This is a genomic window from Endozoicomonas sp. PH6C (genome assembly GCF_059322965.1).
The window spans coordinates 6,727,377-6,749,435 of sequence record NZ_CP185342.1; the positions used below are offsets into that span (position 1 = coordinate 6,727,377).

Sequence of the window (22,059 nt, forward strand, 5' to 3'; positions counted from 1 at the left end):
TGGATGTTGCTCAGGGTCGTAGGACCACCGTGCACAGTGTGGAGGCCAGAGTGTCATGGATCAAAAGAGGCGACATATATTCTCACGCAGGGGTTCATCTTCCACCCAAAGTTCGGTGATTTTCACGGTTTGACCACCAACATCCTGATCATTATCAGAGACGGTAATCACATAGTCGCCATCAGCGCTGAAGCTGGCTGACAAGACTTGACCGTGATGGGAAATGATCGCTTTTACTAACCAGGATCCATCGAGCATCTGACCACAGATTTTCGCCGTGCCGTCATCACTGGCAGTCACCACATGTCGGCCATCAGTGCTGAAGGTCGCTGAATAGACCCTGCTCTTATGAGAGATGGTCATTTTCTCCTGCCATGTTCCATCGTCCTTCTGGCCATAGATTTTCGCCGTGCCGTCATCACTGGCAGTCGCCACATGTCGGCCATCAGTGCTGAAAGTCGCTGAATAGACCTTACTCTTATGAGAAATAGTCACTTTCTCCTGCCATGATCCATCGTCCTTCAGGCCATAGATCTTCACCATACCATCTTGACTGGCAGTCAACACATGGCGGCTATCAGTGCTGATGATGAGTGATTGAATCCCATGATAGGAAATGTTGCCTTTTTCTTCCCATAATCCATCGTCATTCTGACTAGAGATTTTCGCAAATAAATCGTCAGCAGTGACCAGGTGGCGGCCATCGGGGCTGAAGCTGGCTAACTTGACTGACCTCCTGTGGCGGATGCAGGCTTGTGGTTGCCATGATCCGTCAATCTCCAGACCATGGACTTTCGCATTGGGATCGTTACTGACAGTCACTAGAAGGCGGCTATCGGCGCTGAAGCTGGCCGACCTGATTGAATAATTGTGCCGAATGATGGCTTTTGGTTGCCATGAGCCATCGTCCTCCAGGCCGGAGATTTGCGCTGTCTGATTACGATCGCCACCGATGGTCACCATATGGCGACCCTGGGCGCTAAAGGTCGCTGGATGAAAGAAATTCTGATTGGGAATCATGGTTTTTTTTACCCATGTACCATCGGCTTCCAGACCGCTGACTATCGCCATGCCATCTTGACTGTTGGTTACCAAATAGCAACCATCAGGACTGAAGGCGGCTGAATGGACAGCGTCCTCATGAACAGTAATGACTTCTCGTTCCCATGAACCATCGGCCTTTTGACCATAGATTTGCGCTCTGCCGTCGTAATCGAAAATAACCACACGGCGGCCATCGGCGCTCAAGCTGGCATCAAATGATGTATCCTCCTGATTAATGACGACTTTTGGTTTCCATGATCCATCGGCCTCCAGGCCAAAGATTCTCGCCGTGCCATCCTGACTGGCAGTCACCGCGTGGCTGGCATCAGCGGTGAAACTGGCCGAGTTGACGCGGCTATCATGTGAAATAGTGGCTTTTGTAGCTAATTTGAAGGTTCTAGTTTGAGACTTTCGTTCGGTATTAGTGAAATGAAGCAGAGGAGGTAAATGAGGATCGCTCCGGTGTTGTATCAGTGATTCGATTAAATCTTTATCGTTTATAAACCGCTCCATCCAACAACGGAGCTGATCGTCATCTTTTGAAGTGATGATTGTGTTAAGTAGAAGCTGGTGTGATGAAGGAAAACTGCGATACCATGCCTTTGCCAGCGCATTATCTTCTTGAATGACTTCTCGAAAGTAGCTGGATACCTGTTTTAAACGGGCAATATCTCTAAGCCTCAAACAGCCAATAATTTTCAAATGTGTGTCAACGGACAAATTGAGTAGTGAAGGTTCACTCTCGTCAGATACATTGATATTTCTGCCCTCACTGACCCCCTCTGGTGCTCGCGCCGATATAGATTGATGTGGTCTCTGGGGAACTGAGCCGCCAACGGTGCTGTTATTATCTACTCTATTCATGCTTGGAATCTTCAGAGTGAGTATTTGTTCTCGATTAGAAAGAAAATTCAAAATTAATGAAGGAATGTAGAGTCGGTTTAAGGATGAAAGTTCATAACATGTTGGTAAGAACAACTCTTAGGGTAGACATTAAGCTCAAAAAAGCTTCATTTCCAGCGGCAGAACTCACCTTGAACAGCCAAAATAAAGCTTCGCGAAAAGTATCAAGGCTGAACAAGATGAGTATCGCAAATAGTAGACTAGTTCAAAAAAACTGCTGACGTGTTTCGACCGGTCTGAACTTCTCAGTATGGCGGAACAGCTTGGTTTTACTATACGACAGCGAGATATCCGCCCCTTGGACTTTATCCTTTCACTGATTGATGCCCTTGCTGGTGATGGAAACTGCGATACTCAAGCCGATCTCCACCGTAAATTTAATGAGTTGACGGGGCTGAATGTCTCCTATCGTTCCTGGGCAAATCAAGCTAAAAAAGACGCGATGCCTGCTCTTGTCCTCTGGCTATGGGTGCAGTGTCTGGAAGTCTTTACCCGCAAAGTCATGGCGTTTGATGAGGACAGTCCATTTTCAGAGTTCGAGCACATTCTGATTCATGACGGCTCATCGCAGGCTGTCTACAATGCCCTAAAGGAAACATTTCCCGGCAGGTTCTCAACGGTCAGTCCTGCTGCTGTAGAACTTCATACGACAATGGATCTTCTTACCAACAATCTGGTGCGCGTGCAGCTCACTGAAGATACCCGTTCAGAAAGAGACTGTCTGCCACCACTGCCAACCTCCATGGCTAATATCCTGATGCTGATCGATGCCGGTTATTTTGAGTTGGAACGCTTTGCTGCCATTGATGATCGGGAAGGTTCTTTTATCTGCAAGGCACCTCAGAGTATCAACCCGACGATACTCAGCGCAGTACGGGAGGATGGCAAAAATCTGAATCGCTACAAAGGGAAAAAACTTAAGGAAGTGTTGTCTGGCTTCCCTAAAGATCAATGCCTCGACCTGGATGTAGAATGGCCAGGATTCAAAGCCTGGCCATATCGTTTGGTTGTCCGCTGGAATGACAGGAAACTGAAATGGGTATTCGTTGTAAGCAACCTTAACCGGGTTGAGTTCACCCTGAATGAAGTACTTCAGGCCTATCGTCTACGATGGCAAATAGAGCTTATCTTCAAAGAGATCAAGTCCTATTCAGGGTGGCATCGTTTTAACACTAAATCAGCGACACTGGTGTTTAGCCTGATTCTGATGTCCTTCGTGGTTGTGACGTTGAAAAGGTATCTTGCCCATGCTGCACAGGCGAACCTCTATGAAAGTGGAGCCATTGAAGAAATCTCGACGCATAAGGCGATGAAAAGTGGAACCCGACTGTTTGGTAATGTCATTTTATCCCTTATGAATGCAGGAAAGTCTCTGCTCTCACATACAAGGAAGCTGCTCAACTTCTGGGCAGATAATGCGAAACGTGAACACCCTGCACGAGATGGTTGTTCAGGGCGTACAAGATTAGGTCTTTGTGCTGTGGGTGGGGCTTAATGTCTACCTTAAGAAGAACAACTAACAAAAATGCTACCAACCCATGGATTTTCCTTGTCTTTCTCCACAACAAATGATTAACAGACTGGATGACACATACTGAAGACATTTTTTGTTCAATTACCCTGAACAGAGGTATGGGATAACCGTGCACAGCGCGGGAAACGCAGAGTCATAGATCAAAAGAGGCGACATATATCCTCAAGAATGTCATCTTCCATAGAAAGTTTGGTGATTTTCACGGTTTGACTATTACGATTGTCCCAATCATTGTCAGCGACGGTCATCACATACTCGCCATCGGCGCTGAAGGTGGCTGATCTGACGCGACCAGCATGGGAAATGGTCGCTTTTACGAACCAGGATCCATCGAGCATCTGACCACAGATTTTTGCCGTGCCGTCTTTACTGGCAGTCACCACATGTCGGCCATCAGTGCTGATGGACGCTGAATTGACCCTCCCCTTATGAGAAATGGTCACTTTCTCCTGCCACGATCCATCGCCCTTCAGGCCATAGATCTTCGCCTTATCGCCACCGAAAGTCATCAAATAGCAGCTATCAGAACTGAAGGTAGCCGATATGATCGTATCTTCATGGAAAATAGTATCCTTTTTCTCCCATGACCCATCGGCCTTCAGGCCATAGATTTTCGCCACACCATCGTCACTGGCACTCACCAGATGGCGGCTATCAGCGCTGAAGATAACTGATAGAAAACTTTTACGAGGAATGGTGGCTTTTTCTTCCCATCCATCGTCCTTCAGACTATAGATTTTTGCAAAATTATGTCTGGCAGTGACCAGGTGGCGGCTATCGGGGCTGAAGCGGCCAAAGGGGCTGAAGTGGATTGATGAATACGAAAGATCATGGTATAGGGTGGCTTGTTCTTGCCATGATCCGTCTATCTCCTGGCCATGGACTTTCGCATTGCGATCGCCACTGACAGTCAACACAAGGCGGCCATTGGGGCTAAAGCTAGTTGACACGACTAAACTATTGTGCCGAATGATGGCTTTTGGTTCCCACGATCCATCGTCCTCCAGACCGTAGATTCGCGCTGTCTGATCGTTGCTAATGATCGCCACATTGCGACCGTCGGAGCTAATGATCGGTGAATACAAACCTTGCTGATCGGGAATGCTGGCTTTTATTTTCCATTTACCATCGGCCTCCAGGCCATAGATTCCCGCCCCACTATAAGAGCTGGTTACCAAATAACAACCATCGGGACTGAAGGTAGCTGAATAGACAGGGGCCTCATGAACAATAACGGCTTTTCGTTCCCATGAACCATCGGCCTCTTGATCATAGATACGCGCTGTGCGGTCGTCACCGAAGACTGCCACACGGCGGCCATTGGCGCTGAATCTGGCTGAACATGTTTCATGGCTATGATTTAAGACCTTTGCTATCCACGATCCATCGGCCTCCAGGCCAAAGACTCTCGCCACGCCGTCTTGACCGGCAGTCAACATGTGGCTGGCATCAGCACTGAAACTGGCTGAGTTGACAGGCCTATCGTGTGAAATAGTGGTTTTTGTAGCTAAGTTAAATCTCCAAAATTTTGACTTTCGTTCGGTATTAGTGAAATGAAGCAGAGCAGGTAAATGAGGACTGCTTCGGCGTTGTATGAGTGATTCGATTAAATCTTTATCGTTTATAAACCGCTTCATCCAACAACGGAGCTGATTATCATTTTTTGAAGTGACGATTGTGTTAAGCAGAAACTGGTGTGATGAAGGAAAACGGCGGTACCACGCTTTTGCCAGCGCATTATCTTCTTGAATCACTTCTCGAAAGTAGGTAGATACCTGTTTTAAACGGACAATATCTCTAAGCCTCAAACAGCCAATAATTTTCAAATGTGTGTCTACGGATAAATTGAGTAGTGAAGGTTTACTCTCGTCAGATACAGTGATATTTCTGCCCTCACTGACCCCCTCTGGTGCTCGCTCCGATATAGATTGATGAGGTCTCAGGGGAGCTGGACTGCCAACGGTGCCGTTATTATTTACACTATTCATGCTGGGTATCTTCGAAGTGAGTATTTGTTCTTGATGAGAAAGAAAATTCAAAATTAATGCGGTTATGTAGAGTCGGTTTAAGGATGAAAGTTCATAACATGCTGTTAAGAGCAACTAACAAAAATACCGCCAGCCCATGCATTTTCAGTGTTTTTCTCCGCAACCAATGATAAACAGAACGAATGGATGTTACTCAGGGTCTATTGAGAAGTGTCATGGATCATAAGAGTCGACATATATCCTCAAAGGGATCATCTTCCACCCAAAGTTCGGTGATTTTCACGGTTTGACCACGAGTATCGTCCCAATCATTGTCAGCGACGGTCATCACATAGTCGCCATCGGCGCTGAAAGTGGCTGATCTGACGCAACCAGCATGGTAAATGGTCGCTTTTTCTAACCAGGTTCCATCAAGCACCTGACCACAAATTTTCGCCGTACCGTCACGACTAGCAGTCACCACATGTCGGCCATCAGTGCTGAAGGTCGCTGAACTGAGCCACATCCTATGAGAAATGGTCACTTTCTCCTCCCATGACCCTTCGGCGTCCAGGCCATAGATCTTCGCCATACCATCAACACTGGCAGTCACCACATGGCAGCCATCGGGGCTGAAAATCGCTGAAATGACCCAATTCCTATGAGAAATGGTTACTTCCTCCTCCCATGACCCATCGTCATTCAGGCCACAGATTTTCGCCGTTTTATCAGCACTGGCAGTCACCACATGGCAACTATCAGCGCTGAAGTTAAGTGATCGAATCGAACCATTGTGGGAAATGATGCCTTTTTCTTCCCATAATCCACCCTCCTTCAGACTAAATATTTTCACAAAATTATCGTCACCGACAGTCACTACGTGGCGGCTATCGGGGCTGAAGCGGGCTGATTTGACTGGGGGAGCATGGGGTAGAATAGCTTCTCCTTGCCATGGCCCACCTATCTCCTGGCCATGGACTTGCGCATTGTGCTCTCTACTGACAGTCACGACATGACGGCAATCGGCGCTAAAGCAGGCTGACCTGACTGCACTATTATGGCAAATAATTGCTTTCCATTGCCATGATCCATCGTCCTCCAGACCGAAGATGTGCGCCGTGTTATCTTCACCGATGATCGCCAAATAGCGACCATCGGCACTGAAATTCACCAAAGCATCTGGATCATGACGGAGAATAATGAGTTTTTTTACCCATAAACCATTACTCTCCAGACCGGAGATTATCGCCGTTCCATCCAAACTACTGGTTACCAAATAACAACCATTGGGACTGAAGGTAGCTGAAAAGACAACGCCCTCATGAACGATAATGACTTTTCGTTCCCATGAACCATCGGCCTCTTGACCATAGATATGCGCAGTGCCGTCGTAGCCGAAGATTACCAGATGGCGGCCATTGGCGCTGAAACTGGCTGAACAGCCAAAATCGCTTTGATGAGTGAGGACTTTTGGTATCCACGATCCATCGGCCTCCTGGCCAAAGACTCTCGCCACGCCGCCTTGACCGGCAGTCACCACGTGGCTGGCATCAGCACTGAAACTGGCTGAGTTGACAGGCCTATTATGTGAAATAGTGGCTTTTGTAGCTAATTCAAATGTCCAAAATTTAGACTTTCGTTCGGTATTAGTGAAATGAAGCACAGCAGGTAAATGAGGACTGCCTCGGCGTCCTATGAGTGAATCGATTAAATCCTTATCATTTATAAACCGCTCCATCCAACAACGGAGCTGATCATCATCTTTTGAAGTGACGATTGTCCTGAGTAGCAACTGATGTGATGAAGGAAAACGGCGATACCACGCCTTTGCCAGCGCATTATCTTCTTGAATGACTTCTCGAAAGTAGCTACATGCCTGTTTTAAACGGGCAATATCTCTAAGCCTCAGACAGCCAATAATTTTCAAATGCGTGTCGACGGACAAATTGAGTAGTGAAGGTTTACTCTCGTCAGATACATTGATGTTTCTGCCCTTACTGACTCCCTTTGGAGCTTGCGCCAATATAGTCTGATAGGATTCTGGTGGAGGTGAACCGCCGACGGTGCCGTTATTTTCCAGTCTATTCATGTTCGGAATCTTCGAAGTGAGTATTTGTTCTCGATGAGAAAGAAAATTCAAAATTAATGCGGTTATGTGGAGTCGGTTTATGGATAAAAGTTCATAACATGTTGGTAAGAACAACTAACAAAAATACCGCCAGCCCATGCATTTTCTTTGCCTTTCTCCGCAACAAATAATGAACAGACCGGATGATAGATACTGAAGACATTTTTTTGTTCAATTACCCTGAACAGAGTTATGGATAACCGTGCACGGCACGGAAACTGAAGAGTCATAGATCAAAGGAGACGACATATATCCTCAAGGATGTCATCTTTCACCGAAAGTTCGGTGATTTTCACGGTTTGACTACCATTTTCGTCCCAATCATTTTCAGCGACGGTCATCACATACTCGCCATCGGCGCTGAAGGTGGCTGATCTGACGCGACCATTATGGGAAATGGTCGCTTTCACTAACCAGGATCCATTGAGCATCTGACCACAGATTTTCGCCGTGCCGTCATCACTGGCAGTCACCACATGTCGGCCATCAGTGCTGAAGGTCGCTGAATTGACCCTGCCACTATGAGAAATGGTCACTTTCTCCTTCCATGAGCCATCGTCCTTCAGGCCGTAGATCTTCGCCTTGCCATCGTCACTGGCAGTCACCAAGTGGCAGCCATCAGGGCTGAAGGTCGCCAAACTAACCCAACATCCATGGAAAACGGTCTCTTTTTTTTTCCATAACCCATCGGCTTTCAATCCATAGATTTTCGCCGTCTTATCAGCGCAGGCAGCCACCACATGACGGCTATCAGCACTGAAGGTAAGTGATTGCGAACCATTATGGGGAATGGTGCTTTTTTCTTCCCATAATCCATCGTCCTTTTGACAATAGATTTTCGCAAACCTATAGCCACTGATCACCACGTGCTGACTATCGGGGCTGAAGCGGGCTGATGCAACGGGGAGATTATGGTGTAAGGTGGCCTGTTCTTGCCATGATCCGTCTATCTCCTGGCCATGGACTTTCACATTACGATCGCCACTGACAGTCACCACAAGGCGGCCATCGGGACTGAAGCAAGCTAAGATGACTGGACTATTATGCCGAATGATGACTTTTGGTTGCCATGATCCATCGTCTTCCAAGCCGAAGATTCGCGCTGTCTGATCGTTACCGACGATCGCCAGATAGCGACCGTCGGAGCTAAAGGTCGGTAAGCATTCCCAATCGGAAATACTGGCTTTTATTTTCCATGTACCATCGGCCTCCAGACCATAGATTACCGCCCTGCCACACCAAGAGCCTGTTACCAAATAACAACCATCAGGACTGAAGGTGACTGAATGGACAGCTTCAACAATAACGGCTTTTCGTTCCCATGAACCATCGGCCTCTTGTGCGTATATACGCGCTGTGCCGTCGTTGAAACTGAAGATTATCACATGGCGGCCATTGGCGCTGAAATTGGATGAACATACTGAATAGCGTTGAAGAGTGAGGACCTTTGGTATCCACGATCCATCGGCCTCCAGGCCAAAGATTCTCGCCGCGCCGTCTCGACCGGCTGTCACCATGTGGCTGGCATCCGCGCTGAAACTTGCTGAGTTGACAGGCCTATCGTGTGAAATAGTGGCTTTTGTAGATAAGTTAAATATTCTAAATTTTGTCTTTCGTTCGGTGTTAGTGAAATGAAGCAGAGCAGGTAAATGAGGACTGCTTCGGCGTTGTATGAGTGATTCGATTAAATCTTTATCGTTTATAAACCGCTCCATCCAACAACGGAGCTGATTATCATCTTTTGAAGTGACGATTGTGTTAAGCAGAAGCTGGTGTGATGAAGGAAAACGGCGATACCATGCCTTTGCCAGCGCATTATCTTCTTGAATCACTTCCCGAAAGTAGCTGGATACCTGTTTTAAACGGGCAATATCTCTAAGCCTCAGACAGCCAATAATTTTCAAATGCGTGTCGACCGACAAATTGAGTAGTGAAGGTTTACTCTCGTCAGATACATTGATGTTTCTGCCCTTACTGACTCCCTTCGATGCTCGCGCCGATATAGATTCATGAGGTCTCAGGGGAACTGGACTGCCAAGGGTGCCGTTATTATTTACTCTATTCATGCTCGGAATCTTCGAAGTGAGTATTTGTTCTCGATTAGAAAGAAAATTCAAAATTAATGAGGCAATGTAGAGTCGGTCTAAGGATAAAAGTTCACAACATGTTGGTAAGAACAACTAACAAAAATGCTGCCATGCATTTTCAGTGTTTTTCTCCGCAACCAATGATAAGTACCTAACAGTTACTTAAACAGAACGGATGGATGTTGCTCAGGGTCTATTGAGGAGTGTCATGAATCAAAAGAGGCGACATATATCCTCACACAGGGGTTCATCTTCCACCCAAAGTTCGGTAATTTTCATGGTTCGACGACCATCATGGTCCCAATTATTGTCAGCGACGGTCACTACATAGCCGCCATCGCCGCTGAAGGTGGCTGATCGGACATAACCATCATGGGAAATGGTCGCTTTCACTAACCAGGTTCCATCGAGCATCTGACCGCAGATTTTTGCCGCGCCGTCGTCACCGGCAGTTACCACATGTCGGCCATCAGTACTGAAGGCCGCTGAATAGACCCACCCACTATGAGGAATGGTCGCTTTCTCCTCCCATGACCCATCGTCCTTCAGGCCGTAGATCTTCGCCATACCATCGTCACTGGCAGTCACCAGATGGCAGCTATCAGGGCTAAAGGTCGCCAATCTAACCCAATCTTCATGGAAAACGGTCTGTTTTTCCTCCCATGACCCATCGGCTTTCAGGCTATAGATTTTCGCCGTTTCATCAGCACTGGCAGTCACCACATGGCAGCTATCAGCACTGAAGTTAAGTGATTGAATCGAACCATTATGGGAAATGATGCTTTTTTCTTCCCACAATCCACCATCCTTCTGGCTATAGATTTTCGCAAGGTTATCGTCACCGACAGTCACCACGTGGCGGCTATCGGGGCTGAAGCGGGCTGATGCGACCGAGAGATCATTGGGTAAAGTGGCTTGTTCTTGCCATAATCCGTCTATCTCCCGACAATGGACTTTGGCATTGCGATCGCGACTGACAGTCACCACAAGACGGCTATCGGCGCTAAAGCTGGCTGACCTGACTGAAGTATTATGCCGAATGATGGCTTTTGGTTGCCATGATTCATCGTCCTCCAGGCCGAAAATTTGCGCTGTGTGATCTCTACCGACGGTCGTCACATAGCGACCGTCGGCGCTAAAGGTTGCTGATACAAAGTGATCCTGATGAAAAATGACGGTTTTTTTTACCCATGCACCATCAGCTTCCAGACCGTAGATTCTCGCCTCACCATCTGCACTGATGGTTACCAAATAGCGACCATCGGGACTGAAGGTGGCTGAATAGACAGCGTCCTCATGAACAATAACGGCTTTTCGTTCCCATGAACCATCGACCTCTTGACTATAGATACGTGCTGTGCCGTTGTCACTGGAGACTACTACATGGCGGCCATGGGCGCTGAAGCTGGCTGAACATGATGAATGGAAGTTAAGAATGAGGACTTTTGGTTTCCATGATCCATCGGACTCCAGGCCAAAGATTCTCGCCGTGCCGTTATAACTGGCAGTCACCATATGGCGAACATCAGCGCTGAAACAGGCCGAGTTGACAAGGCCATCATCTGAAATAGTGGTTTTTGTCGCTAACTTAAAGGTTCTAAATTGAGATTTTCGTTCAGCATTAGTGAAATGAAGCAGAGCAGGTAAATGAGGACTGCTTCGGCGTTGTATGAGTGATTCGATTAAATCTTTATCGTTTATAAACCGCTCCATCCAACAACGGAGCTGATCATCGTCTTTTGAAGTGACGATCGTGCTAAGTAGAAACTGGTGCCTTGAAGAAAAACGCCGATACCACGCCTTTGCCAGCGAATTATCTTCTTGAATCACTTCTCGAAAGTAGGTAGATACCTGTTTTAAACGAGCAATATCCCTAAGCCTCAAACAGCCAATAATTTGCAAATGTGTGTCGACGGACAAATTGAGCAGTGAAGATTTACTCTCGTCAGATAGAGTGACATTTCTGCCCTCACTGACCCCAGTTGGTGCTTGCGCCAATGTAGATTGAAAAGGTCTCTGGGGAACTGAACCGCCAACGGTGTTGTTATTATCTGTTCTATTCATACTCGGAGTCTTCGAAGTGAGTATTTGTCCTCGATTAGAAAATATTCAAAATTAACGCTGTGAAGTAAAGTCGGCTTTAGAGTAAAAGTTAAGAACTTCTTGTTAAGAACAACTAACAAAAATGCCACCGGCCCATGCATTTTCTTTGTCTTTCCCCACAACAAATAATGAACAGGCTGGACGGTTGTTGCTCAGGGTCTATCGAGAAGTGCTTCTTGCGCTTCCATCATCAGGATTTCTTCCAGTGCCCGCAAGCCGACAAGGTAGCCAGAATAAGAGGCCGTTATTGCTTGTCTGGGCAGGTCGTGCTGGACAGCAACATCCCCGGCAGTCAGCACGCCGCTCTGACAGGTATGGCTCCAACGGTATTCGTTATCCAGACTCTCGGGCGCTGTTGAGCCAATTCCCAGGCTCTCCGGCGCGTATTCCAGTGTGTTTGCAATGATGCCATCCACCACGATGGAACGGCTGTCAGCCTGAACATGGTAGAGATTTTCTAAAGGCGTCAAGGTAATGGTATCTACGGTTGTTGCAGAAACGGATAACTTGAGAAGCTGCTTATCCAGACTTGTGAGCAGGCTGGATTCATTGTCGGGGACTGGCCAGAAGCCTTTCAATGGCTTTCTGTTTCGGGTATCAATGAGAACAACATCAAATCCCGATCGACTGGCATATAAAGCAGCGGTTTTTCCGCCAATTCCTGCGCCAAGAATAGCGACCCTCCTTTTCGGCCAGATACTTTTTGTCACCGTTTTATTCAGCCACTGGGCAGTGGTGGTTCCCCTGGCAGCAGCCATCAGGAGAGTAACAAAGGGGCTATCAACAGAACCCAGTGTCAGTATGCTGCTCTTCATCAAGGGCTGGGACCATGGGGTTTGGTTGAGATCATAGCGTTGGATATAGTCCTTGTTATTCAGACAAATATCAGGATACATACTGGATTGAGGTTTCTGTCCGATGGCTGAGAACACGCCAGAAATGGGAAGACTCAGCTTGCGCCTGCCACCCTCAAAACTCAATGTAGTGGCATTTAACAAGCCATCCTGATTGATGTAAACAGACTCCAGATTATGTTCGAAATAGAGAAAAAGAGCCTTCTTCCTTCTCTCCAGTGCATTGTAGAGAAGATCAATCAAGATGCTTTCTGCCTTGAAGCTACTGCCTTGAACGGCCAGATGCACCTTTTTGGCATTGAGGCTGAGCAGGCTGATGGCCTGTTCAATGGCTGAGGCTCCTCCACCCACCACCAGAACATCTTTTTCCGCAAACCTGGGACCATCACAATCGGTACAGGTAAATACTCCGTTGCCTTTGTAGGGCTCCAGAATCGTCGGCAGGTTCGGTTTTGCCCCCGATGCCAATATAACAAGGGGCGCATAATAGACGGAGCGCTCCCCCTGTAAAATCTTCATTTTTCCCTTCAGTTGAGTGGCAACGATATGATCTTCAATGATTTGGACATTAGGACTGCTCCTTGCCTTGTTTTCCATCAACTGTTGCAGGCCTCTCCCCGTGATTGTCAGGCTACCTGGCCAGTTCTCAATAGTACCCGCCCCTTCAAGCTGCCCCTGACTCTTATGACTTTTTATCACCCGTATCCTGACCATTGGGTTGTATCTGGCAATCGTCTGGGCGGCCGTCATGGCTGCAGGCCCACCACCTACGATCACAACTGAAGGCGTCAATGCCCGGAGTGTCGGACTCAGGAATAAGGTGAGCAGCAGACCTACCTTAATGATATTTTTAGACTTCATTCTTAAAAGTGTTCAGCAATAGGCAATTCGTTGCAGAGTATTTTTCTTTTAATACCAATCGAACTGTCTAACTCCCTATTGCGCTGAAGATTTTAGCCTTAATCCTGCGTTGGCGATCGTCGCCTTGTCTTAAGGCTAAAATCTCCACGCTCATCACGGGAGTTAGAAAATACGATTGGTATAACTCTTATTGTTCTTTACCGGCCTGATTCCGATCAAGCTGTCGGATTTCCGGAACGCCTGAGAAATAGATCGTAAACGCCAAATAAACCCACGCCCTTCAGAATCAAAACCCCATTTGAAATGATTAGCCTCCCGATATAAGGAGGCCAATATGTCAAAGAAATTACCCGCAGACAGTGAATGGCTAGAGCGTGTTCAGTCGTGGCGGGATTCAGGTTTGACTCAGAGTGCGTGGTGCCAACAGCATGGTATAAGGGTATCCAAATTCGGATACTGGAAGCGTAAACTCGACACAACCCCCAGCGTAAAACCGACCCCGAACAACTCTGGCTTTGTCCAGGTAACACCCCAACCAGAACCTGGTGCGCCTTCTCGGATAACACCACTCTCCATCACCCTACCCAGTGGTGTAACAGTGTCCGGTATTGATGAAAGTAACCTGTCGCTTTGTGAGCAACTGGTGAGGGATATGCTATGAACACCCCGGTTATGCGACCGTCAGAGGTATTACCAAAGGTGTTTCTCTACCGGGAGCCGATTGACTTTCGCAAGTCATTTCGTGGGCTTGCTGTGTTGGTTGAACAAGAGCTGGGGCACAACCCCTTTGACGGCTATTTATATGCGTTTACCAACCGGCAGCGTAATAAAATCAAGTGCCTGTTCTGGGAAGATAATGGTTTTGTGCTTTATTACAAGAGCCTGTCTGAGGACAAATTCCACTGGCCCAAACCGGACGAAGAGCTGGTTACATTAACCGGGAAACAATTAAACTGGCTGCTGGACGGCTACAATCTCAATGCCATGCAACCCCATAAAAAAAGGCATTATGAGAGCTGTTTTTAGTCCTGTTTTTCAGGGTTTTATGGTAAAATAGCGACCATGAAATCGACCGCCGACACTCTGATTTTTCAGCCGAAATCCGCACTGGATTTGCCCTTTCATCAGGCTGAGACTAACCCTGAAATGGTCGCCTTGTTTGAGGCGATCCATTCGCAGGAAAGTGTCATTCTTGAAAAAGAAAATGCCCTTCTTGAAAAAGAAAATGCCCTTCTTGAAAAAGAAAATGCCCTTCTTGAAAAAGACGACATTATTCAAAAGAAGTCAGAGGTCATCGATTCTCAAAAAAAACGCATTGCGCAACTGGAAGAGTACCTGAGGCTCTCCCGATCCCGCCTGTACGGAAGAAGCACTGAAAAAAACAACAGCCAGGTCGACATTTTCAACGAGGTGGAGCTGGAAGGCTGCACCGGAGAGCAAGACGAAGCTGAAGGTCAGCCAGAGCAAGAGCCTCCAAAACCACGCAAAAAGAAAACAGGGCGCAAGTCATTTTCAGAGTCTCTGCCCAGAGTGCAGGAACGCTCTGAACTCAGTGAAGAAGAAAAAGCCGGAGCCATTGATACCTTCTTTGTCAAAGTCCGTGAAGAGCTTGATATCGTTCCGACCAAGGTTCAGGTGAAAGAAATTCTGCAAGAGAAAGCAGTCTTTCCAGAAGTCGATGAGCATGGACAGGAGAAGCGGGTCATTAAAGTTGCAGAGCTGCCAAAACACCCACTGCCCAAATCTTCACTCTCTGTTTGCACACTGGCCTGGATCATTGTCTCCAAGTACTGCGACGCACTGCCTTTGTACAGGCAAGAGAATATCCTCAAGCGATACGGTGGCTCTGTCACCCGGACGACGATGGCCAACTCTTTGATTCGGCTGTCTACAGAACTGCGGCCACTCATCAATTTGATGAGAGATCATCAAAAGACCGGTTCGGTGATCCATGCTGACGAAACCCGAATTCAGGTGATCAAGGAAACCAGCAAGTCCATCAACTCTGACAAATATATGTGGGTCAGCCTTGGTGGGCCACCCGGACAAACATCGGTGGTGTTTGAATACGATCCCTCAAGAGGCAAGGAGGTTCCCCTGCGTCTGTTCGAAGGGTTCAGCGGTTACCTGCAAACTGACGGGTATGCCAGTTACGACGCTGTATGCAAACAAGAAGGCATCACCCAGGCGGGTTGCTTCGACCACGTTCGCAGGAAATTTCTGGATGCCAGGAAGGGCGAAGCCAAACCGGGCAAAAAGGTGAAAAACACCCGCGTTAGCAAGGCGAATGTCGCTTTAGGCAAAATCGGTAAGCTTTACGCCATTGAGAAAGAAATAGGAGATCTTCCTCCATCAGAAAAAGCCATCCTGCGTCAGCAAAAGAGTAAGCCACTACTGGACGACTTTCATGTATGGCTGGAGAAAAACATAACCAGGCTAGACCCGGGCAGCCTGTCGCACCAAGCCATGAGCTATGCATTGAACCAATGGCCAAAACTGGTCGTTTACTGTGACAACGGCCACCTGGATATCAGTAATGCCGCAGCGGAAAACACCATCCGCCCCTTCGCTATTGGCCGCAAGAACTGGATGTTTGCAGACACGCCAAAAGGGGCGCAAGCCAGTGCCCTTTTATACAGCCTGATTGAAAGCGCAAAGGTGAATGGTCTGGAGCCTTTCAATTACCTGAACCATATTTTAAAAGAGCTGCCTTACGCCGATACCGTTGAGAAACTGGAACAGCTTCTCCCCTGGAATGTTAAGACAGGCAAAGAATAAGAAATCTTGGGGGCGGCAGCCAGTACGCTGGTTTATTTGGCGCTTACAATAGATCAGCTTACGACTTACTCAGGCCAATTGGTAAAAATAGATCAAATTATTTGTTTGTGAATTCAATTTCCAAAATTTCAGATTTTTCTACCGCTATTGCCAGGGACTGAAGGATTAAAAAATCAAAGACCGCGTTAAACCCTGATGCCTGATTGCAACTCTCGCGCTAGCAGCCTGTCGGACTTAAGACTGTCCTACTGCGGTTGCGATAAATTGGTCTAAAAATTCCTGCTCCCTCGTCAAATAGCTCGCTATTCTCCTCGGAATCAGAAATTTTTATCCTCAATTTCTCGCAATCCTCGCTACGGACGCTCAAGTCCGACAGGCTGCTAGTCTTGTAAATCACAGTTTTAAACTATGAGACTGTCAAAAAACTCTAACAATTCGCTCCCACACTCTTGAGCGTTCTAGAGCTTCATTGTCAAAGCTACAGCCAGATTTCTGGCAGCCCTGATCAGGTTTTCTTCTCCTTTCATCAGTGCCTGCTCAAGAGTCACCGCTCCGTGAACTACAGGAAACAAGGCATCGATCCCCTGAGCATAAACGGCCTCTGCCCCTTGCCCAACTGAACCGGCCAATGCCACTACCGGAAGATCCAATGATTTGGCAACACGGGCCACACCCACTGGGGTTTTTCCCTGAGCAGTCTGACCATCAATGCGGCCTTCACCTGTAATGACCAGATTGGCCCCTTTGACTTTTTCAGCCAGGTCAACAGCAGCCATGACGATTTCAATACCCGGCTCCAGCCGGGCATTGAGAAAACCCAGTAATGCCGTCCCCATGCCACCCGCTGCTCCGGCACCCGGCCTGTCACAGACAGAGACACCCAGGTCGCGTTCCATAATCAGGCCATAATGACCAAGGGACTGATCCAGAACTTTGACCATATCGGGTGTTGCTCCCTTTTGCGGACCAAAAATAGCGGAAGCTCCATTGTCACCGGTCAGCGGATTATCAACATCGCAGGCAGCAATAATCTCTACTGATTGCAGGCGCTGATCCAGGTTAGAGGCATCGATCTTGCTCAGGCTTGATAACTGACCACCACCGCGTTGCAACTCCTTGCCCTGGTCGTTCAATAAACGAACCCCCAGAGCTTGCACCATACCGGCACCACCATCATTGGTTGCACTGCCACCGATCCCGACAATTATTTTGTCGACGCCCCTGTCCAGCGCACTGAGGATCAGCTCACCGGTACCCTGTGTGGTCGCAATCATCGGGTCACGCTGATCAGGACTTACCAACTCCAGTCCGGACGCCCTGGCCATTTCAATGACAGCGGTTGTGCCATCACCCAGTATGCCAAACTCAGCCTGAATCTGATGACCCAGAGGGCCTGTGACGGGCACTTCTATAAAATGTCCACCCGTGGCATCAACCAGTGACTGAAGTGTTCCTTCGCCACCGTCAGCAACAGGTACTTTGACGTACTGCGCATCAGGAAGAATTTCCTTAAAGCCGGTTTCGATCGCAGAGGCTACCTGGGCAGCCGTTAGACACTCTTTAAAGGAATCGGGGGCAATGACAATTTTCATCGGTTTCTACTCTTCCGTGTCAACCAGTCTTTATGATGCCGCAATACGTAAGTACCTAACCAGTTGGTTTCGCATATTCTGGACGGCGGCTTTTTCCATCCTTCTGCGTTCCAACTCTGGTTGCGTAGCTATGGCTACGCGCCCGTCGTTGCGCCTTGAAGGATGAAAAAATCCACTCGCCAGAATATGCGAAACCAACTGGCCAGGTACTTAGTAGACGTCAGGGCTATTCTGAAACATATATGGAATCATAGGGCTAATTTTTAATAAAATAAGACCTGTGTCTTTTATGTCCGAGTCTGATTCGTGTCCATTGCTTCTCGTTTATTGATTGTATTTTCCGTTGCTCAGCTTCCTTTTTCTGCCTGGTCTGCACCCTCCAGTTTTTCTCAGGCCAAGCGGGAAGCGGTGAAAATCTATTCCGATCACCTCACCAGTTTTTATTGCGGTTGTGATATAACCGTCCGCGGCAAGAAACTGGTGCCTGACCTGCAATCCTGCGGCTACGAGGTACGAAAACAACCAAACCGTGCTTCAAGGATTGAGTGGGAACATGTTGTACCGGCCTGGGAATTTGGTCATCAGCTCCAGTGCTGGCAGGAAGGGGGTCGTAAGCGCTGTGGCGAGAATCCCGATTTTCGCAAAATGGAATCGGATCTCCACAATATGGTGCCCGCCGTAGGAGAGGTGAATGGCGATCGATCCAACTACCGCTTCGGCTTTCTGCAAGATACGCCCAACATGTATGGCCAGTGTGACTTTAAAGTCAATTTCAAGCAGCGAAAAGCACAACCACCGATAACACAACGGGGCCAGATTGCCCGTATCTATCTGTATATGGCAGGCCGTTACGCCTTCAGAATCAGTAAAAGTCAGAAAAAGCTCTATGAGGCCTGGGACCGGCTCTATCCGGCAGCCGACTGGGAAATTGAGCGTAATGCTCGTATTGCCGAGGTTCAGGGCTGGGAGAATCCATACGTTTCAAGATATTCAGAGGGATGAATGAGCCCATTCCACTGTCCTATCTGCGATCAGGGTATTATCATATTCCGATTAGCACATTTTTAAAGCTCCCAAGGTTTATAGAGAATGGAACAGACCTTCATAGGTGACGATGGAATAGAACGTCAGTCACTGAGGGCCTATACAGAAAGCGCATACCTGAATTACTCCATGTATGTCATTCTGGATCGCGCTCTGCCCCACATTGGCGACGGCCTGAAGCCAGTACAACGTCGTATTGTTTATGCGATGAGTGAGCTGGGACTGAAAAATACCGCCAAGTTTAAAAAGTCAGCCCGTACTGTGGGTGATGTTCTGGGTAAATTTCATCCTCATGGCGACTCTGCCTGTTACGAAGCCATGGTATTGATGGCGCAGCCCTTCTCATACCGCTATCCGCTGGTAGATGGTCAGGGTAACTGGGGGTCGCCGGATGACCCCAAGTCTTTTGCTGCCATGCGATATACCGAGTCCAGACTGACTCGTTATTCTGACGTACTGCTCGGTGAGCTGGCACAGGGCACGGTAGACTGGGTGCCTAACTTTGACGGAACACTGGAAGAGCCATCCATCTTGCCTGCCAGATTGCCCAATCTGCTGTTGAACGGTACCACCGGTATCGCAGTGGGTATGGCGACCGACATTCCTCCTCACAACCTGAGAGAAGTGGCAAACGCCTGTATTCATCTGCTGGATCATCCGGGGGCAACCACTGCCGAGCTTGTTGAGCATGTTCAGGGACCGGACTTCCCCACCGAAGCTGAAATCATCACACCCCGCGAAGAAATTCTGAAGATTTACGGGCAGGGACGAGGTTCTCTGAGAATGAGAGCCGTCTATCAGCAGGAAGGCGGAGAAATCATTGTTACAGCGCTGCCCTATCAAGCTTCCGGAGCCAAAATTCTGGAGCAGGTAGCCGCTCAGATGCAGGCCAAGAAGTTGCCAATGGTCGCAGACCTGAGGGACGAATCAGACCATGAGAATCCTACTCGGCTGGTGATTGTTCCCCGCTCCAACCGTATTGATGTCGATGGTTTGATGAACCATCTGTTTGCCACAACCGATCTTGAGAAGACCTACCGGGTCAATATGAACATGATCGGTGTCGATGGCAAGCCTCAGGTCAAGGCTCTGGATACCCTGCTGAAGGAGTGGCTGGTCTGGAGAACCGATACCGTCAGACGTCGCCTGCAGCACCGTCTGGATAAAGTACTGGCCAGACTTCATATTCTTGAAGGTTTACTGGCAGCCTTCCTGAATATTGATGAAGTCATCGAAATTATCCGCAATGAGGACAAACCCAGGGAAGTCATAATGACTCGATTTGGCCTCTCTGAGCTTCAGGCGGATGCCATTCTGGAAATCAAGCTGCGCCAGTTAGCCAAACTGGAAGAGATCAAGATTCGTGCTGAACAGGAAGAGCTGGAAAACGAACGCAAAAATCTTGAGCTGACCCTCAGTTCCGAGCGTCGACTGAAAACCCTGGTCAAAAAAGAGATCAAGGCCGATGCCGAAGAGTTTGGTGATGATCGTCGTTCACCCTTGAAGGTTCGACAGGAAGCCCAGGCTCTCTCGGAAACTGACCTGATGACATCTGATCCAGTGACTGTCGTGCTGTCTGAAAAAGGCTGGGTGCGGTGTGCCAAAGGACATGAGGTTGACCCCGCCAGTCTCAACTACAAGGCAGGGGATAGATATCGACTGTCTGCCAAGGGCAAGAGTAACCAGTCTTCGGTATTTATAGACTCTACTGGTCGTGCATATTCTATTCTAACTCATACTCTTCCCTCTGCGCGAGGCCAGGGTGAGCCGCTGTCCGGGCGTGTCAATCCACCTTCCGGGGCGACCTTTGAAGGGCTGTGTGTCGGTGACAATGATGACTGTTATTTGCTGGCGAGCGATGCTGGTTATGGCTTTGTCGTTCAGCATTTTGATATGGTCAGCAAGAACAAAGCCGGTAAGGCTCTGCTGACTTTGCCCAAGTATTCCCGGGTCATGTCACCTATACCGGTAACGGGCGAAGACCAGGTGCTGGCTGCCATTACCAACGAAGGGCGTATGCTGATCTTCCCGCTATCTGAATTACCCAAGCTGGCAAGAGGCAAAGGTAACAAGATCATTAATATTCCTGCGGCACGGGCATCGGATCGAATCGAATTGATGGTTCATCTGGCGGTGATGAACTCGAGCGATGCTCTGGTTCTCTACGCCGGCAAACGGCATGTGACTCTGAAACCGGCAGATATTGAGCATTACCACGGAGAGAGAGGTCGCAGAGGCAATAAGCTGCCCCGAGGCTTCCAGAAAGTGGACAGTGTTGAGGTTATTCGGGCGAACAAGAAGGAGGAGGAGGATTGTTAAGCTCGATGCCTGAGTCATCCGGTCACAGGTTTTTACAGCCGTCGCTGACGACCGTTAAAAACCCATGACGGTCTTTGCACCCAGTGACTGCGATCAGCAACTTCTGATCCCACACCCCTTGATGATGAGGTTGCAAAGATGCTCTGTCGCAGCCTCTAAATCCTCATCGGACAGAGCCTCCTTACCAATAACACAGGCTACCTGTGGGCTGTAATCCACATAATATTGGGTGGTAGCCCAGATGGTAAATAACAGGTGCAAAGGGTCGACAGGGTCCATTTTGCCTCGCTCTATCCAAGATTCAATAACTCGTGATTTCTCTTTGATCCATGACTTGAAGTACTCAAAATGTTCTTTAAGATGTTGCCCACCATGAATGATCTCACTGCTGAATATACGGGAAGCGTTGGCGTGAGCCAGACAGTATTGCATTTTTGCCTGTATGTACTGACGAAAGGCTGAAGCCGGATCATCCTCTATGTTCAAGCCGGAAAAAACCGCTTCCCAGAGTTCCATAATATGGCCAAGAACAGCACCATACAGATCGACCTTGCTGTTGAAGTAATAATGAATATTGGCTTTTGGCAACCCGGCTCTGGTTGCAATATCCCTGATTGAAGCTCCTTTGAAGCCACTAAGAACGAATTCGTCCTCTGCAGCTTGCAATATGACCTTAATATTTTTCTGGCGCACACGACTGCTTCTCACAGCCGTCTGCTGAACTTTGGCAGCGGAAGATTGCATAAAATCTCCGTATATTGATTGGGTGTTATGACGATCGACTATGAATATAGACAAGAGTTGCGCAATTACCATTCGTTGCAAATAAATTACGGCAGTGTTTT

General features: G+C 48.1%; 14 protein-coding genes. 6 read left to right on the forward strand and 8 right to left on the reverse strand.

Translation table 11 applies throughout. From position 1 onward, the window contains the following. Positions 1-60: 60 nt before the first annotated feature. Positions 61-1,908 (reverse strand): F-box/WD repeat-containing protein, encoded by a 1,848-nt coding sequence (locus ACOMG9_RS23885; RefSeq protein WP_494529536.1) that lies wholly within the window; start codon positions 1,906-1,908, stop codon positions 61-63. A 256-nt stretch (positions 1,909-2,164) separates the two neighbouring features. Here ACOMG9_RS23885 and ACOMG9_RS23890 point away from each other — a divergent pair, with 256 nt between their 5' ends. Then, complete coding sequence (locus ACOMG9_RS23890) at positions 2,165-3,442, forward strand: IS4 family transposase (protein WP_448218607.1); 1,278 nt, start codon at positions 2,165-2,167, stop codon at positions 3,440-3,442. A 179-nt stretch (positions 3,443-3,621) separates the two neighbouring features. Here the strand turns inward: ACOMG9_RS23890 and ACOMG9_RS23895 are convergent, their stop codons facing one another. From ACOMG9_RS23895 to ACOMG9_RS23915, 5 genes are all read right to left on the reverse strand, one after another. Further along, entirely contained in the window at positions 3,622-5,469 is a 1,848-nt protein-coding gene (locus ACOMG9_RS23895) for an F-box/WD repeat-containing protein (protein WP_494529537.1), read from the reverse strand. Positions 5,470-5,689: 220 nt separating this feature from the next. Beyond that, entirely contained in the window at positions 5,690-7,537 is a 1,848-nt protein-coding gene (locus ACOMG9_RS23900; protein ID WP_494529538.1) for an F-box/WD repeat-containing protein, read from the reverse strand. Positions 7,538-7,809: 272 nt separating this feature from the next. Continuing rightward, positions 7,810-9,642 (reverse strand): WD40 repeat domain-containing protein, encoded by a 1,833-nt coding sequence (locus ACOMG9_RS23905; RefSeq protein ID WP_494529539.1) that lies wholly within the window; start codon positions 9,640-9,642, stop codon positions 7,810-7,812. A gap of 234 nt (positions 9,643-9,876) precedes the next feature. Beyond that, a complete protein-coding gene (locus ACOMG9_RS23910) occupies positions 9,877-11,727 on the reverse strand; it encodes an F-box/WD repeat-containing protein (RefSeq protein WP_494529540.1) in 1,851 nt (616 codons plus the stop codon). 191 nt (positions 11,728-11,918) lie between these two features. After that, positions 11,919-13,481 carry an FAD-dependent oxidoreductase gene (locus ACOMG9_RS23915; RefSeq protein WP_448215171.1) on the reverse strand — a complete coding sequence of 521 codons (1,563 nt, stop codon included), beginning with the start codon at positions 13,479-13,481 and terminating at the stop codon, positions 11,919-11,921. A gap of 334 nt (positions 13,482-13,815) precedes the next feature. Here ACOMG9_RS23915 and tnpA point away from each other — a divergent pair, with 334 nt between their 5' ends. From tnpA to tnpC, 3 genes are read left to right on the forward strand one after another with little or no spacing between them, the layout of a single operon-like run. Next, on the forward strand, positions 13,816-14,142 hold the full coding sequence (gene tnpA, locus ACOMG9_RS23920; protein ID WP_448215653.1) for an IS66 family insertion sequence element accessory protein TnpA: 327 nt from the start codon (positions 13,816-13,818) through the stop codon (positions 14,140-14,142). After that, positions 14,139-14,507, forward strand: coding sequence for an IS66 family insertion sequence element accessory protein TnpB (gene tnpB / locus ACOMG9_RS23925; RefSeq protein WP_448215654.1), 369 nt, complete (start codon positions 14,139-14,141; stop codon positions 14,505-14,507). Before tnpA ends, tnpB begins: the two co-directional genes overlap by 4 nt. 36 nt (positions 14,508-14,543) lie before the next feature. Then, positions 14,544-16,259: an IS66 family transposase gene (gene tnpC / locus ACOMG9_RS23930; RefSeq protein WP_448215655.1), complete on the forward strand. Its 1,716-nt coding sequence runs from the start codon at positions 14,544-14,546 to the stop codon at positions 16,257-16,259. A gap of 458 nt (positions 16,260-16,717) precedes the next feature. Here tnpC and ACOMG9_RS23935 read toward each other — a convergent pair whose 3' ends face one another. Continuing rightward, positions 16,718-17,851, reverse strand: a complete 1,134-nt coding sequence (locus ACOMG9_RS23935) for a glycerate kinase (RefSeq protein ID WP_448215170.1) — start codon at positions 17,849-17,851, stop codon at positions 16,718-16,720. Positions 17,852-18,157: 306 nt separating this feature from the next. Between ACOMG9_RS23935 and ACOMG9_RS23940 the strand changes: the two genes are divergently transcribed. After that, the gene (locus tag ACOMG9_RS23940; protein WP_448215169.1) at positions 18,158-18,853 is read left to right on the forward strand and encodes an endonuclease; all 696 of its coding nucleotides are present in this window, start codon (positions 18,158-18,160) and stop codon (positions 18,851-18,853) included. 87 nt (positions 18,854-18,940) lie between these two features. Continuing rightward, on the forward strand, positions 18,941-21,214 hold the full coding sequence (gene parC / locus ACOMG9_RS23945) for a DNA topoisomerase IV subunit A (RefSeq protein ID WP_448215168.1): 2,274 nt from the start codon (positions 18,941-18,943) through the stop codon (positions 21,212-21,214). 93 nt (positions 21,215-21,307) lie between these two features. Here the strand turns inward: parC and ACOMG9_RS23950 are convergent, their stop codons facing one another. Then, on the reverse strand, positions 21,308-21,958 hold the full coding sequence (locus ACOMG9_RS23950; RefSeq protein WP_448215167.1) for a TetR/AcrR family transcriptional regulator: 651 nt from the start codon (positions 21,956-21,958) through the stop codon (positions 21,308-21,310). Positions 21,959-22,059: the final 101 nt, after the last annotated feature.